The sequence below is a fragment of the Micromonospora cathayae genome, assembly GCF_028993575.1.
Lineage (GTDB): Bacteria > Actinomycetota > Actinomycetes > Mycobacteriales > Micromonosporaceae > Micromonospora > Micromonospora cathayae.
In genome coordinates this window covers 5542023-5556467 of record NZ_CP118615.1, presented here as the reverse complement: position 1 = coordinate 5556467, position 14445 = coordinate 5542023, and the positions used below count along the sequence as shown (strand labels likewise).

Genomic DNA, 14445 nt, shown 5'->3' with positions numbered 1-14445 from the left:
TCCCCACCCCCGCGGCCGGCCGGTCGCGCCGCACCCGCGGACCGCGCCGCCGCCCGGATCACTCGGGAATGGTGACCCCGGCGGAGACCGTGGTGGAGAGCAGACCGTTCTCCTTCGTCCGGACGTAGAACCGGTAGAAGGTGTTCGGCAGCAGCGAACCGACCGTGTGGGTGTACCAGCCGGTCCCCGCGCCGGGGCCGACCGTGACGGTCCGGGCCTCGGGGGTGTACACCCAGCGCCCGTCCTCGAACGTGCGGGCCAGCCAGTCGTAGGTGATCGAGTAGCCCTCTTCGCTGGTGGACAGGTCGGTGAAGCCCACCGTCACGGCGTACTGGCCGTTGATCCGGCCCGGCGTCAGGGTCAGGTCGGCCGGCGCGGTCGGGGTGACCGTGTACGTCAGGTAGTTCAGGATCGACGAGTAGGGTGCCTCGGGCTGCGTCCCGTCCGGCACGTTGACCAGGGTGACCATCACCTGGTGGGTGCCGGCCGTGGAGGGTGCCGGCACGGTGATGTCGAAGCCGACGTACCCGCCCTGCCCGGCGTGCCACTGCCCGGCCGGGAAACCGCCGACGAACGGCCCGTCCACGTTGACCCAGACCGTCACCGGCCCGCCGTTGACGTCCCGGGCCCACCCGCGCAGGTGGAACTGGCCGCTGGCGTAGCCGTACGACTCGACCCGGCCGGTGGGCGACTTGTCACTGCCCTCCGGCGGCGGCGGGTCCTCCTCCGGCGGCAGGCAGATCGGCGGCGGTGGGAACTGGTCGCAGTCGGGCTGGGCGCTGGCGGGGACGGCGGTGACCGTGACGGCGGCGGTGACGGCGACCACCGCCGCGGCGACAGCCGCGAGAAGACGTCTCATGATCGGCAGCGAACGCGGCCCGTCTGGGATCCGTCTGGGGTCCGGCTGGGGACCCGGCGGGACAGTCCGCTACCCGACACGAACCATCCCGATCACCGCCGGCGTCCACAGGGGGCGACGAGTCGAGCCCGGCGGCGCACCGGGGCAGTGGAGGTGATCCGTGACGGATGCGGCAACCGGCGTCGAGCTGTGCGTACTCGGCCCGGTGAGCGCCCGGCGCGGCGGCCGGCCGGTGCCGCTCGGCGGTCGCCGGCAGCGGATGGTACTGGCCGCCCTGCTCCTCGCCCGGGGCCGCGTGGTCCCGGTGGACCGCCTGCGCGACCTGGTCTGGGGCGACCGGGACCAGACCGCCAGCCGCGCCACCCTGTACGGCTACGTCGCCGGCCTGCGCCGGGCCCTGGAGCCCGACCGCACCGCCCGCTCCGGGAGCCTGCTGGTCCGCGAGGGGCCCGGGTACGCGGTACGCCTGCCCCCGGACCGGGTCGACGCCGAACGCTTCACCGCCCTGCTCGGGCACGGGGGCACCCTGCTCGACCAGGGCCGGGCCGGCGAGGCGGCGGTCACCCTGGAGGCGGCCCTGACGCTGTGGCGCGGGCCCGCCTACGCCGACGTCGGTGACCGGCCGTTCGCGCTGCCCGAGGTCACCCGGTTGGAGGCGGCCCGCGCCACCGCCGTCGAACTACGGATCCGGGCCCTGCTCGACCTCGGCCGGCACACCGCCGTCCTCGGTGACCTGGAGGCGCTGGTCATCGAACACCCGCTGCGGGAACGCGGCTGGGAACTGCTCGCCCTGGCGCTGTACCGGTCCGGCCGGCAGGGCGACGCGCTCGCCGTGCTCCGCCGCGCCCGTACCGAACTGGCCGGGCAGCTCGGCACCGACCCGGGGCCGGCGCTGCGCCGCCTGGAGACCGCGATCCTCACCCACGACGAGTCGCTCACCGCCGCTTCCCCGCCGGTCCTGGTAGGCGGGGCGGACCGGGCGGTCGCAGTGCCGGCCGGGACGGACCGCGCGCCCGCGGCACCGGCCCTGGCGGCCGGCGGCGGGAACGTACCGGCCCGGCTCTCGTCCTTCGTGGGACGTACCGCCGAACTGGCGAGGGCCGAAGCAGCCGTGGCCGCGTACCGGCTGGTCACCCTGACCGGGCCGCCGGGTGTCGGGAAGACCCGGCTGGCCCGGGAACTCGCCCGCCGCCGTACCGACCGTGACGGCCCGTGGCTGGTCGACCTGGCCGACCTGCGGGAGCCGTCAGCTGTGATCGACGCGATCGCCGACGCCCTCGGCCGGCCGGGCGGCGACCCGGATCAGCTCACCGCGGCGCTGGCCGACCGGTCGACGCTGCTGGTCCTCGACAACGGCGAACACCTGCTACCGCGTCTGGTCCCGGCGGTCGGCGGGCTCCTCGCCCGCTGCCCACGGCTGCGGATCCTCACGACCAGCCGGGAGGCCCTCGACATTCCCGGCGAACACGTCCTGGCGGTGCCGCCGCTGCCCGTCGGGGACGCGGTCACCCTGTTGGCCGAGCGGATCGCCGCGGTGGGCGGGCGAATCGAGGACGGTGACCGGGCTGTCGCCGAGCGGCTCTGCGTGGACCTCGACGGGCTGCCGCTGGCCATCGAACTCGCCGCCGCCCGGTGCCGGGCGTTGTCCCTGGTCGAGGTCGCCGACCGGATGGACGACCGCTTCACCCTGCTCACGGCCGGTCCGCACCGCCCGGAACGGCACCGCAGCCTGGCCGCCGCGATCGGCGCGAGCTACCGGTCGCTGACCGACGGCGAACGACGGCTGCTCGACCGGCTCAGCGCCATCGAGGGAAGCTTCGACCTGGCCGCCGCCCGCCGGTTCGGTGTGGACCGGCGCGGCGTCGACGGCCGGTTCGTCGCGGACCGTCGTGGTGCCGACGGCCGGTCCGGCGTGGACCGGCCCGGTGCCGACGGGCTCGGCGTAGACCGTCGTGCTGCCGACGGCCGGCTGATCGCCCACCTCGTCGCGCTGGTCCGTAAGTCACTGGTCACCGTCGACACCACGACCGCCCCGCGCCGCTACCGGCTGCTGGCCTCGATCCGGGCGTACGCCGCACGTCAGCTCCCGTCGGTCGACCGGGAGCGCGCACGACACCGACGGACCAGCGGGGATCCGACGGGTGGACCCCGGCCCGGGGAGTACCCCCGGACCAGGGTCGTCCGTCGTCGCCGACTCGCGGTGCCGGGTGTGCGGGTACCGCTGGGTCACTCGGCCGCCGTGGTCTCCGGGGTCGTCCCGTCCTCCTCACCGTCCGGCTCACCGGCGGAGTCGGCGGACTCGATGGCCTTCGGGGCCGCCCAGGAGAACTCGATCTCGACCGAGAACTCGTCGTCCTCCTGCTCGATCTCCAGCTCGCACCGGACCCGGTCCGGCACGGCGATCGTTCCGGCAGCGCCGTAGAAGACCTGTCCGGTGGTCTCCAGCTGGTTGGCGACCTGCCGCAGCCAGGCGGCCAGATCCGCCCGCGACACGGTCCGGGCGTCCTCGTAGATATCCATCCCGACATGCTGTCATTCCATCGTGGACGGACCGGCGGTGGCCCCGCCCGTACCGGGCGTACGGACGCGGTGGCCGCTGACGCGCGTGGTCGCCTGGCGACGCCCCTGCTGGACCTGCTGGTCACGCTGCAGCACCGGGCCGCTCGATCGACTCGATGGCGGCGATACCGCGGTTTCCCGGCGTGCCCGATACCGCCGGGTGGCCGATCGTCCCCGGATCGGGGCCGGTCGTCAGGGGCCCTCAGGGGTACGTGGGCACCGGAGATCCGGTCGTGCCTCGACCGTCGGTCGTAGGCTTGCCCCGTGATAGACGGAAGCGTCCCCCGCACCGCCCTGGTCACGGGGTGCTCAGGGGACATCGGAGCCGCGGTGTGCCGGCGTATCGACGACGCCGGTTACACGGTCGTCGGATGGGACGTCGTGCCGCCCCGGGCGGACCTCCCGTTGTCCTCGTACCAGCCGGTGGACCTGACAGCCGCCGAGGTGCCGGAGACCGCGCTCCACGACCTGGCGGCGGCGGGCGCGCTGCAGTACGTCGTCCACGTGGTCGGGGGAAGCGACGTCGAGGAGCTGCGCCAGACCGACCTGGCGCGGGTGCCGGCCGGGGTGTTCGAGAGAACCGTCGCGCTCAACCTGTTCAGCGCGCACACGGTCATCCGGGCCACGGTCGACCTTCTCCGCGCGACCGACGGAGACCGCTCGTACACGTTGACGTCCTCCACCAACGCCTTCGGCGGCTACGGGGCACCGGGCTACTCCGCTGCCAAGGCCGGCCTGCACGGACTGGTGGCCGCTCTCGCGGGGCCCCTGGCACGGGACCGAATCCGGATCAACGCGGTGGCCCTCGGAACCACCCGGACGGCCAACTACGTCCGTCTCGGTCGGCTGATGGGCAGGGAGACCGACTTCGATAGCATAGGCAGCCGTACGCCGCGCGGGTCGGTACTCAGTCCGGACGAGGCCGCAGCGGCGCTGACCGCGGTCGCAATAGCGAATCCTGCACTGTCGGGTGAGGTAGTCGTCGCTGATGCCGGACAACATCTGGCCCGCCGTTGACACGTTCCTCTGGCGTGCCCGGTTCCGGGCCGGACGGACGTTCGTGCGACGGGCCACGGTCGGTCTGCCGCGTCGCGCCGCTGGACGACTCGTCACCTGGCTACCCGCGGCAGTCTCCGCCGCGCTGATCCTGGGTGGCCTGGCGCTCGCCGTCGACGGGAAGGGCCTGGTCGGTACCGCCGCGGACCTGTCGGTGAACGTGGCCGCGTCGGTGGTGGTCGGTGCCGCCGCCGTGGTCACCTTCGTGGTCACCGCGCGGCGGCAGGCGCTGCGCCGACTGCTCGCCGTCCAGCGGGTAACCTCCGGCGCCGGCACGGACCGGCCGACGGATCGCGTCCGGCAGGCAGGCGCCATCGCGGCACAGCTCACGGATGTCGGACAGTCGGGCTCGATCGTCATCGAGGCGTCGGCCGGTAGCGGCCGGACCTCGTTCCTGCGTCAGCTCGTCACCGTACTGTCCGAGCGGGGCGTGGTGGCGATCGAACTCGACGAGGCGGACCTGACCGGGGCGTCCGTCGTCCAGGCCGCCACCGAGAGGTTCGGTCGCCTGATGGCACACGCGGGGGTGGACGCCCCGCTACTGCGCACCATGGAACTCCTGGCGAAGCAACGGAGGATCGTCGTCCTGGTGGACGGCCTCGACTGCCGGGTGCACCTGTCTCGCCGCTCGTCGGCGGCGGAAGCCATCCGGCGACGCCTGGACGAGCTGAGCGCCGCCCATCTCGCGCACGTCGCCGTCATCGGTGCCAACGCCACCCCGCCGGAGGCGCTCGCGGCCCGGATCCGACTGGCGCCGATCAGCCACACCGCCCTGCTCAGTCTGGTCACCCGGGGCGCGGCACCGTCCCGGACGACGGACGGGCTGCTGAGACGGATCGGCTCGGACCTCCGCCACCTGCGACTCAGCCTGCACACGCTGCGCGCGGCAGCCGCCGACATGTGGGGCGACGACGCGGACGACGAGGCCCTCCTCCGGACGTTCGCCGCCCGGATCGACACGGACGGCCCCACGGCCCTGCTGTTACGTCGGCTTCCCGCAGGCGTAGCCGCGCCGGCCGTGCTGGCCCGAAGGTCCACGACGCCCGAGCCGGTCGCCGTCGTCGCCTGGGCTGCCCTGGACCGGGTCGTCGAGCACCTGCTGGTGCACGACACCAGCCAGGCGAGCTGGTCCGACCTGGTGGACGGACTCGATTGGAGCCGGGTGGACGGCTTTCTGCTCGGCGTGATCGAACTGGAGAGACGGTCGATCGTCCAACGGCAGGAACGGGACTCGGACCAGGTGATCCGGTTCCTGGACCCGGAACTGCGCGAACTCGTGGTGGGGATACGTCTGGCCGGATCCGTCGCGGCGTTCCGGCACTCTGTGGCGCGGGGCGGGCCGGCGTTCACCGGGGAACTGCTCGAGCGGACGGCCGCGGCAGACGACGGAACACGCGAAGCGGTGTGGCGGGCAGGTTGCGAGGCCGCGGTCCGCAGTGGCCTGCTGAGCGCCGTCGGCGACGCCGCGCGGGCTCTGAACTCGTTCGGGGTCAGCCCTCCTGAGCTGTCCGTCGACCTGCTCGGCGAGTTGTGGGAGGCGGCCGACGACGCCGAGCGGTCCATGTTCGTCAACCGTCTCCCGGGTGTGCTGCCCACGACGACCATGGACTATTTGTGGAGCCGGCTGCGCGCGCCGTTGTTCAACCGGACCGGCCACGGCCTCCGCAGGGACATCGCGCGGGCGCTCCAGAGCCGCGGCGAGGCGGCCTGGCGGCGGCTCGGTCCGCAGTGGGAGGAAGCCGTTCGCGCCGCGGAGAGCGGCGGCCTCGCCTGGCGGGACCGACGCGGCCCGGTGTGGCGGCGACACGGCAACGCCCTCGCCTCACTGGGCTGGATCCTCCCTGCCGTCACGATCGTCGTCGAAGGCGACGAGGCGGTGCGGGTGGTCGACCTGCTACGACGGTTCGCCGAGACGACGGTACCCGGAGGCGACCTGATCGACGACGGGCGCGCGGACCTCGGCCTGGAGATTTCGCTCGCCGAGGGCTGCAAGGACGCCGCGCACGTCGTGATGCAGTCGGGCAGGCGGTTACCGGACGAGGTGTGGACCACCGCCGTCCGTACCGTGCGCGCCGGCCGGGCCTGGGTGTCACGGCTGGTGGCGTTGCAGGCGTGTGTGCTCGGCGCGGCAGCGGAGCCGGCCAGGATCAGCCTGGTCCGGCACCTGCTTGACGAAGGCAGCGCCGACGGGCATCCCGTCACCCGCGACTACTCGCGGCTTCTCGCGGATGTCGTGCGCACGGGAGGCGGTGACCTCGGTCCCGACGTCTACCGGTCGGTCTGGCCCGACGACACCGATGCGCTGGCGACCGCCGGCAACGAACTGGACGACGGTGCCGCGCGCGTACTGGCCGTTACCACGATCGTGCTCAATCTGCTGGAGGCCCGCCTGCGGGTGGCGGAGCCGGACCAGACCGGCACGAGGCTACGGGTCGGCGCGTTGACGAACGACGCGCTGCCCGGCTGTCTCGTCAGTCGCCTGCTCGCCCACGGTGCCGACACCGGGCGCTGTGGCTGCGAACTGGGGCTGTGCGGGTCGGAGCTGCGGATGCGTTCGCTGCGGCCGATGTCCCGTCCGTTCGCCCACCGCTGTCTGACGGGCGGCGACGCGAAGCGCACCGGATACGACCGCGCGCTGGATGTCCACCTGGGACGGATCGTCCGGTCCTGAGCGTCCGACCGGGTCGCGGTCGGCGGCGGAGCTACGACCCGAGAGCGCCCCCGACGACGACGAGCCCGAGGTAGGACGCCGTGCAGCAGAGCAGCACGCTCTCGATGCCGACCGCGAGCAGCGCGCAGGTCCGGTCTGCGGTGCCGGGGGCGGGTCGGCGGCTCAGCGCCACGATGCCCAGCACCAGACCGACCGGTCCGCACACGAAGGTGAGGATCAGCGCGAGCACCCCGAGCGGCAGCCCCGCCCGGGGTGGCGGGTGGTAGGGCGGCGGATACCCGTACGGCGGTGGATACCCGTACGGCGGCTGCGGCTGCGGCTGCGGGTCGGGGAAGGTCTCGGTGACCACCGGCCCGGGATCCGGCGGTGGCGAGTGGTGCCGCCACCCGGTGTGGGGTGACTCGGTCGTGCCGGTGACGACGTCCGGGTCGTCCCAGAGCGAGGTGCCCGGCGCGTCTGCGGCCGGGCCGTCCGCGCCGGTCGGCCCGTCGTCGGGGGCGGTCCGTTCGTCGTAGGCGCGGCGGGTGGCCGGGTCGCAGAGCACGTCCCGGGCCAGGTTGAGCAGGGTGGCGGCGTGCAGGTCCCCGGTGCCCGAGTCCGGATGCAGCGTCCGTACCCGCTGGCGGTGGGCGGCGACGATCTGCCCGGTGGTGGCCGTACGCGGCACGCCGAGAATCTCGTACGGATCCCGGCCGCCCAGGGCGCGCAGCGACGGGTTCACCGGTTCGCGGCCTCGGACCGGGGCAGGGTGGTGGCACGCCAGCAGGTGACCTCCCACGAGCGGGCCCCGGTGCCCTCCCGGTAGCCGTGGCCCAGACCGGAGCAGAAGGTGAGCGTCCGCTCGTCGGTCAGGTAGCACCACAGCCGGATGACGGCACCGCCCAGCGAGGCCGGGTTGCCGGTGTAGGAGACGTACCAGTCGCCGCGCACCGGTTTCGGCGAGGCCAGGAACGGGTCCTGGACGAGTTGCTGGGCGCGGGGCGGGAGGAGCCCGAGTACGGCGGTGAAGTCCCGGCCGAGGGGCAGCGTCCCGGCCGGCCCACCCGGTGCGCCCGGCGCGGAGCCGCCCGGTGCCGACCCGACCGGTGCCGGGCCTGGTGCCGCGCCGAACGGGGTGGTGCCCGCCGTGGCGTCGGCGGTCGGTTCGGGACTGGCTCCCCGGACCGGGGCGGACCGGAAGGACGCCTCGGCCAGGTGCACGGTGACCAGCTCGTACGCGGGCTGGCCGGCACTGTTGACGGTCGGGTTGACCACGACGAGCGCGCGGGTGCCCAGCACGGCGGCACTGACCCGGCCAGCGATGTCGGTGGCCCACCAGTCGAGCATCCGCCCGATGCGCTGGTCGACCCGGCCGCGTACCGCCGGGCTGAGGCGTTGCCAGCACTCCTCCCGGCTGGCGGGGGAGTCGGACCACCGTACCTCCCCGGGCCGGTGCACGGGTGCGGCCGGGCCGGGGCGTGCGGGCACCCCGGTCGACCGTGGCACGAGGCCGTCGGGTCGGAAGGGCTGCAACGAGTCGTTACCGGTCATCGGTCCTCGATGGAGTGGCCTGGGGTGGCCGGCCCGCAGCGTGGGCCGGCCCGGTGCTCCACAGTAGAAACCGCTGGTGCCCGGTGTCGATTCGGGGGGGTGGTCCTTCCCGGCGACCGGTACGTCCCGTCAGGGAGTGGGCGGCGTGGAGGCGGCGGCCGCCCACTCCAGCAGCGCCGTCCCGACCGGCTCGAAGCCCCGACCGGCCGGCGTGAACGCGTACGGCGACCCGGGCTGGTCGGTCAGCCGGTGGATCAGCCCGCGGCGTTCGAGGTCGCCGAGGCGCTGGCTGAGCGTGGCCTCGTTCACGCCGATGGTCCGGGCCAGTTCCCCGAACCGCCGGGGGCCGGCCAGCAGGGCGCAGTGCAGTTCCAGCATCCAGCGTTCCTGGAAGATCGCCAGCGCGCCGGCGACGTCGTGGTGGGGATCGCCGATCCGCCACTGCGCCGCCCAGGCCACCATCCGCTCGATGGCCGGGCCGAGCGCCGTACCGGACGGGGTCAGCGCGTAGCGGCTTGCCGGGGGAGTGCGTGGGATGACCTCCCGGCTGACGATCCCGGCGGCCTCCAGGTCGGCGAGGCGGCGGGTGAGGACGCTGGGGCCCGCGCCCGGTACCGCGCGCCGCAGGTCGTTGAAACCGGCGGGCCCGGCCAGCAACGCCTGCACGACGTGCAGTGCCCAGCGGCCGCGTAGCCGGCCGGCGGCGTCGATCAGCGTCCGGGAGTCCGGCGTCGGCGTGGGTGGGGCGGGCACGTCCGGCACGGTGCCAACTCTAACCGCGTACCCTCTTGTGTTTTTCGTAGCTAGTACTATTTTCTTAGTCATGAAGAACGTTGCAGGCACCGCCGTCGTCACCGGCGGTACCGGGGGAATCGGCCTCGCCACCGCACGTGGCCTCGCCGGACAGGGCTACGCGGTCACCATCGTCGGCCGGGATCCCGGCCGCGGCGCGACCGCCCGGGCGGAACTCGCCGCCGCCGGTCCCGCGCCGGCCCGGTTCGTCCGCGCCGACCTGTCCTCGCTCACCGGGGTCAGCGACCTCGCCGCCACGCTGCGCGCCAGCGGCCCGGTCGACGTCCTGGTCAACAACGTCGGCGGCAGCTACCGCCGGCACGGACTCACCACCGACGGGATAGAGGCGGCTTTCGCCCTGTCCCACCTGTCCGGCTACCTGCTCACCGAACTGCTGGTCGGCGACATGGTCGACCGGGGACGCGGCCGGATCGTCAACCTCAGCTCCGGGGCCGTCCGGGTCGCCGACCGTACCCCCCTCGACCGGGTCGAGGTGTCCGGACGGTACTTCGGTTTCACCGCGTACGGGCGGGCCAAACTGGCCAACCTCGCGTACACCACCGGGCTGGCCCGGCGGCTGCGCGGCACCGGGGTCACCGCCCTCTCGGCCGACCCCGGCGGCACGGCCACCGACATGGGCAGGTCGATGCGCCCGGACAGTTTTCCCTGGCCGATGAAGCTGGCCTTCCCGCTGATCTACGTCAACCTCTACCGGACCAGCGTCACCACCGCGGCGTCCAGTTCGATCATCGCGGCCACCTCGGACCAGGTCGAGCCGGGCAGCATCGTCGGGGTCCGGGGCCGCCGCAGGGCCGTCGACCCCCGGGCCACCGACCCGGCGACCATCGCGGCGGTCACCGCCCTGAGCCGGGAACTGTGCGCACGCCACCTGCCGCAGGAGACCGTCGGTACGCCCTGAGGCGACCGGGCTGGTGCAGGGCCGCGCCGGAGCTGGCATCATCGGCCGGATGCGTGACTCGGTGGCGGTGGTGGCGGAGCTGGTCGCGGACATCGTGCCGGCCGACCCGCTGGAGGCGGAGCACCGGGCGGACACCCTGCGTTGGCTGTCCGGCACCGACGACGTGTTCCGCCGGGCCAGGCCGGCGACACCGGCCCGGCACCTGGTGTCGTACGTGGTGCCGGTGGACCCCGACGACGGCGGCGTCCTGCTCGTCGACCACGTCAACGCCGGACTGTGGCTGCCGCCCGGTGGTCACGTCGAACCGGACGAACACCCGGCCGCCACCGCCCGCCGCGAGGCCCACGAGGAGCTGGGTCTCGTCCTGGCCGAGCACGCCGTCGCCGAGGTCCCGGCGTTCCTGACCGTGACCCGGACCGTCGGCATCGACGCCGGGCACACCGACGTGAGCCTGTGGTACGTCGTCGAGGTACGCCGTGACCAGCGACTCGACCCGGAGCAGGGCGAGTTCCGGGCGGCCCGGTGGTGGTCGCCGGCCGAGCTGTCCGGCACCGACCCGGCCCGGTTCGATCCGCACTTCGGCCGGTTCCGCGCCAAGCTGTCCGGCCGGCCCTCCGCCGGGACCTGAACCGGGCCCCCGCCGGCAGCCGAACCGGGCCCCTCCGGTGCCGGACAGGCGGCCGGAGGGGCCCGCGCCGGAGCGTCAGCCGGTCAGCGCGGCGCGCGCCCCGGCCACCAGGGTGACCAGGTCGTCCAGCGTGTCCAGGCCCCGGCCGGGTGCCTGGAGGTCGACCTCGACGCCGTACTCCAGCTCGATGGCGTCCACCAGCCGCAGCAGGCCCAGCGAGTCCACGCCCAGGGCGACCATCGAGCCGCCCGCCAGCAGGTCGGCCACCGTCACCTCCCCGCCGGTCGCCGCACTGACCAGCTCGGCGATCCGCTGCCGCAGCTCGGTGGTACCCATCAGAACTCCTTTCCGGACTGCCGGATGATCTCGGCGATCTCGGCGATGGTGGGGGTGTCGAAGAACGCGTCGAGCGGCACCTCGACGCCGAGCCGCTGCTCGATCCGGGCACTGATCCGGGTGATGGTCAGCGAGTGGCCACCCAGGTCGAACAGGTCCTCGTGCGGGCCGATGTCCGGGATCTTCAGCACGTCCTGCCAGATCTCCCGCAGCGTCTCGACCAGCGGGTCGACGTCGGCCGCCGGCACGTCGGCGGTCGCTGCGGCCCGCGCGGCCGGGGCGGGCAGCGCGGCCCGGTCGACCTTGCCGTTCGGGCTGAGCGGCAGCCGGTCCAGCAGCACCCAGTCGGCCGGCAGCATCACCGCCGGCAGGGTGAGCGCCAGGTGCGCACGCAGCTCGGCCGGTTCCGGGGCCGCGACGCCCGGCCGGGTGACCAGGTAGCCGACCAGCCTCGGGTCGTCCCCGTCGGCCGGGGTGTGCAGGACCACCGTCGCCTCGGCCACCGCGGGGTGCGCCAGCAGCCGGGCGGTGATCTCGCCCAGCTCGATCCGGTGTCCCCGGATCTTGACCTGGTCGTCGGTGCGGCCGAGGTAGTCGATCCGGCCGTCCGGCAGCCACCGGCACCGGTCGCCGGTGCGGTAGATCCGCTCGGCGTCGCCACCCGCGTCGGTCCCGGCCGGGCCGGTGACGAAGCGTTCGGCGGTCAGGTCGTCGCGGCCCAGGTAACCGGCGGCCAGCCCGGCCCCGGCCAGGCACAGCTCACCGGGCAGCCCCACCGGCACCGGCCGCAGCGCGTCGTCCAGCACGTACGCCCGGGTGTTCGGCAGCGGCCGGCCGATGGTCACCTCGTCCGGGTCGGCCGGGATGTCCGCCATGGTGGCGTAGATGGTCGCCTCGGTCGGGCCGTACCCGTTGACCAGCCGGCCCACCCGGGCCCGCAGCTCCCGGGCCAGCGGCACCGGCAGCGCCTCGCCGGCGGTGACCGCCACCAGCGGCTGCGCCCCGGTGGCCGGGTCGAGCCCCGCCTCCAGCAGCACCCGCCAGCCGGACGGGGTGGCCTGCACGTGGGTCACCCCGGCCTCGCGGACCAGCCGCAGCACCCCGGCCCCGTCCAGCGCGCTGAGCGCCGACGCGACCACCACCCGACCACCGGTGACCAGCGGCAGGAACACCTCCACCCCGGAGATGTCGAACGACAGCGAGGTCAGGTGCAGCCACCGGTCCGCCGGCCCGCTGTCCAGGGTGTCCCGGACCGCCAGCAGCAGGTTCGCCAGCTCGCCGTGCCGTACCGCGACCCCCTTCGGGTGGCCGGTGGAGCCGGAGGTGTGGAGCACGTACGCCAGGTCGTCACCGGTGGGCGGTGCGGCGGCCGGTACGTCCTGCGGCGGCGCGTCGGCCAGGTCGGTCAGCTCGTCGAGGGCGAGCACCGGCCGGCCCGGGTCGAGCCCGGCGGGCGGGCCGGCGGCGGTGACCACCAGCGCCGGGTCGGCGTCGGCCAGGATCAGCTCCTGCCGGGCCACCGGGTGACCGGGGTCGACCGGCAGGTACGCCGCCCGGCGGCGCAGCACCGCCAGCAGCGTCACCACCGCCTGCCAGGACCGGTCCAGGGCCACCGCGACCAGGGTGCCCGGCCCGACGCCCCGGTCCGCCAGCACCCCGGCCAGCCGGGCGGCGGACGCGTCGAGCTGGGCGTACGTCAACGTGCGGTCGCCGTCGACCACGGCCACCGCGTCCGGGGTGTCCCGGACCCGCTCGGCGACCAGCGTCGGCACGGTCACCCCGACCGGGTACGCCCGGCCGGTGTCGTTGAAGGCACGCAGTACCAGGTCGGCCTCGTCGGCGGGGAGCAGCGGCAGCCCGGCCACCGGCTGCCCGGGGTCGGCGACCACGGCGGCCAGCATGGTGCGCAGGTGCCCGCCGATCCGGGTCACCGCGTCCGCGTCGATGGCCGCCGGAGCGTACTGGAGGCCGACGGTCAGCCCGTCCGGGCCGTCCACCATCTGCACGTGCAGCGCGTTGCGGGCGGCACCGCTGAACAGCGTCCACTCGACCCGGCTGGCCACGCCGTCGAAGGTCGGCTCCGCGCCGCGCCGCCGGTAGCCCACCGACACCGGGGTCAGCGCGGGAGCCGGCCGCAGCCCGGACACCGCGTGGGCCAGCGGCACGTCCCGGAACGCGTTCAGCTCCCGGACCCGGGCCCGCACCGCCCGTGCGTAGCCGGCGACGTCGCCGTCGGCCGGGGCGACCCGGACCGGCAGCTCGTTGACGAACAGGCCGATCTGGTCGGCCTGGGCCGGGGTACGGGTGGAGAGTCCCACCCCGACCGGGACGCCGGTGTTGCCGTACCGGGCCAGCAGCGCGTGCACCGTGGCGAGCAGCAGCTCGAACCGGGTCACCCCGAGCGAGCGGGCGGTCCGCTCCACCCCGGACACCAGGTCGGCGGGCAGGTCCACGTCGACGGTGGCCCCGGGCTCGGCGGCGGTCGGCACCCGGCGCAGGCCGGGCAGCACCAGGTCACCGGGGCCGGACCAGTGCTCCGCCCAGTACTCCCGGGCGGCCGGCAGTTGCCCGCCGATGCGGTCCTGTTCGGCGGCGGCGTGCCCCGGGTACCCGTCGGACAGCGCCGGCAGGTCGGCCGACCCGCCGGCGCGCGCGGCGGCGTACCCGGCGGCCAGGTCCCGGACCAGCACGTCCTTGCTCATCCCGTCGAAGACCAGGTGGTGCGCGCAGACCAGCAGCAGGTGACCGCCGTCGGCGGCGGTGAGCAGGACGAACCGGGCCAGCGGCCCGACGGCCGGGTCGTGGCGGCGGGCGATCTCCTCGGCGACCCGCGCGTCGGTCCACTCACCGGAGGTGACCGCCGGTCGCCCGTCCGCCGGGACCAGCCGGGGGGTGCCGTCGTCGTCGGCGACCACCCGGGTGGCGAGGACCGGATGCCGGGCGATCACCGCCGCGCACGCCTCGACCAGCGCCCGCCGGTCCAGCTCCGCGCCGAACCGGATGCCCAGCGCCATGTGGTACGCCGTGCCGGCCACCCCGGCCTGCTCGGTGAACCAGACGGCGTGCTGCGCGTATGTCGTCTCGGCGGTGCCCAC

11 protein-coding genes and 1 pseudogene are annotated in these 14445 nt (G+C 74.6%); 5 read left to right on the top strand and 7 right to left on the bottom strand.

The genetic code is table 11. The features are described from left to right. Positions 1 to 58: 58 nt before the first annotated feature. Complete coding sequence (locus tag PVK37_RS24530; RefSeq protein ID WP_275030161.1) at positions 59 to 859, bottom strand: hypothetical protein; 801 nt, start codon at positions 857 to 859, stop codon at positions 59 to 61. A 259-nt stretch (positions 860 to 1118) separates the two neighbouring features. On the opposite strand from PVK37_RS24530, the pseudogene PVK37_RS31925 reads away from it, so the two are divergent. Next, a pseudogene (locus tag PVK37_RS31925) lies at positions 1119 to 2219 on the top strand (AfsR/SARP family transcriptional regulator); the annotation flags it as partial. A gap of 866 nt (positions 2220 to 3085) precedes the next feature. Here the strand turns inward: PVK37_RS31925 and PVK37_RS31920 are convergent. Then, positions 3086 to 3379 (bottom strand): amphi-Trp domain-containing protein, encoded by a 294-nt coding sequence (locus PVK37_RS31920; RefSeq protein WP_423790836.1) that lies wholly within the window; start codon positions 3377 to 3379, stop codon positions 3086 to 3088. A gap of 303 nt (positions 3380 to 3682) precedes the next feature. On the opposite strand from PVK37_RS31920, the gene PVK37_RS24520 reads away from it, so the two are divergent. Both PVK37_RS24520 and PVK37_RS24515 read left to right on the top strand, forming a co-directional pair. After that, positions 3683 to 4435 (top strand): SDR family NAD(P)-dependent oxidoreductase, encoded by a 753-nt coding sequence (locus PVK37_RS24520; protein ID WP_275030159.1) that lies wholly within the window; start codon positions 3683 to 3685, stop codon positions 4433 to 4435. Beyond that, a complete protein-coding gene (locus PVK37_RS24515) occupies positions 4407 to 7145 on the top strand; it encodes a hypothetical protein (protein ID WP_275030158.1) in 2739 nt (912 codons plus the stop codon). Before PVK37_RS24520 ends, PVK37_RS24515 begins: the two co-directional genes overlap by 29 nt. A 31-nt stretch (positions 7146 to 7176) precedes the next feature. Here the strand turns inward: PVK37_RS24515 and PVK37_RS24510 are convergent, their stop codons facing one another. The 3 genes from PVK37_RS24510 to PVK37_RS24500 form a co-directional block, all read right to left on the bottom strand. Next, positions 7177 to 7866, bottom strand: coding sequence for a J domain-containing protein (locus PVK37_RS24510; protein ID WP_275030157.1), 690 nt, complete (start codon positions 7864 to 7866; stop codon positions 7177 to 7179). Beyond that, entirely contained in the window at positions 7863 to 8675 is an 813-nt protein-coding gene (locus PVK37_RS24505) for a hypothetical protein (RefSeq protein ID WP_275030156.1), read from the bottom strand. The genes PVK37_RS24510 and PVK37_RS24505 overlap by 4 nt, the downstream gene beginning before the upstream one ends. A gap of 129 nt (positions 8676 to 8804) precedes the next feature. Then, positions 8805 to 9437: a winged helix-turn-helix transcriptional regulator gene (locus tag PVK37_RS24500; RefSeq protein WP_275030155.1), complete on the bottom strand. Its 633-nt coding sequence runs from the start codon at positions 9435 to 9437 to the stop codon at positions 8805 to 8807. Between the two features lie 61 nt (positions 9438 to 9498). Here PVK37_RS24500 and PVK37_RS24495 point away from each other — a divergent pair, with 61 nt between their 5' ends. After that, positions 9499 to 10386 carry an SDR family NAD(P)-dependent oxidoreductase gene (locus PVK37_RS24495; RefSeq protein WP_275030154.1) on the top strand — a complete coding sequence of 296 codons (888 nt, stop codon included), beginning with the start codon at positions 9499 to 9501 and terminating at the stop codon, positions 10384 to 10386. Between the two features lie 49 nt (positions 10387 to 10435). After that, entirely contained in the window at positions 10436 to 11014 is a 579-nt protein-coding gene (locus tag PVK37_RS24490) for an NUDIX hydrolase (protein WP_275030153.1), read from the top strand. 75 nt (positions 11015 to 11089) lie between these two features. On the opposite strand, the gene PVK37_RS24485 is transcribed toward PVK37_RS24490, so the two are convergent. After that, positions 11090 to 11350 (bottom strand): acyl carrier protein, encoded by a 261-nt coding sequence (locus tag PVK37_RS24485; RefSeq protein ID WP_275030152.1) that lies wholly within the window; start codon positions 11348 to 11350, stop codon positions 11090 to 11092. Further along, positions 11350 to 14445: a non-ribosomal peptide synthetase gene (locus PVK37_RS24480; protein WP_275030151.1), complete on the bottom strand. Its 3096-nt coding sequence runs from the start codon at positions 14443 to 14445 to the stop codon at positions 11350 to 11352. Before PVK37_RS24480 ends, PVK37_RS24485 begins: the two co-directional genes overlap by 1 nt.

Coding starts and splice junctions, on each gene's coding strand:
- PVK37_RS24530 (WP_275030161.1), bottom strand. CDS start 859: ATGAGACGTCTTCTCGCGGCTGTCGCCGCGGCGGTGGTCGCCGTCACC.
- PVK37_RS31920 (WP_423790836.1), bottom strand. CDS start 3,379: ATGGATATCTACGAGGACGCCCGGACCGTGTCGCGGGCGGATCTGGCC.
- PVK37_RS24515 (WP_275030158.1), top strand. CDS start 4,407: ATGCCGGACAACATCTGGCCCGCCGTTGACACGTTCCTCTGGCGTGCC.
- PVK37_RS24505 (WP_275030156.1), bottom strand. CDS start 8,675: ATGACCGGTAACGACTCGTTGCAGCCCTTCCGACCCGACGGCCTCGTG.
- PVK37_RS24495 (WP_275030154.1), top strand. CDS start 9,499: ATGAAGAACGTTGCAGGCACCGCCGTCGTCACCGGCGGTACCGGGGGA.
- PVK37_RS24490 (WP_275030153.1), top strand. CDS start 10,436: ATGCGTGACTCGGTGGCGGTGGTGGCGGAGCTGGTCGCGGACATCGTG.
- PVK37_RS24485 (WP_275030152.1), bottom strand. CDS start 11,350: ATGGGTACCACCGAGCTGCGGCAGCGGATCGCCGAGCTGGTCAGTGCG.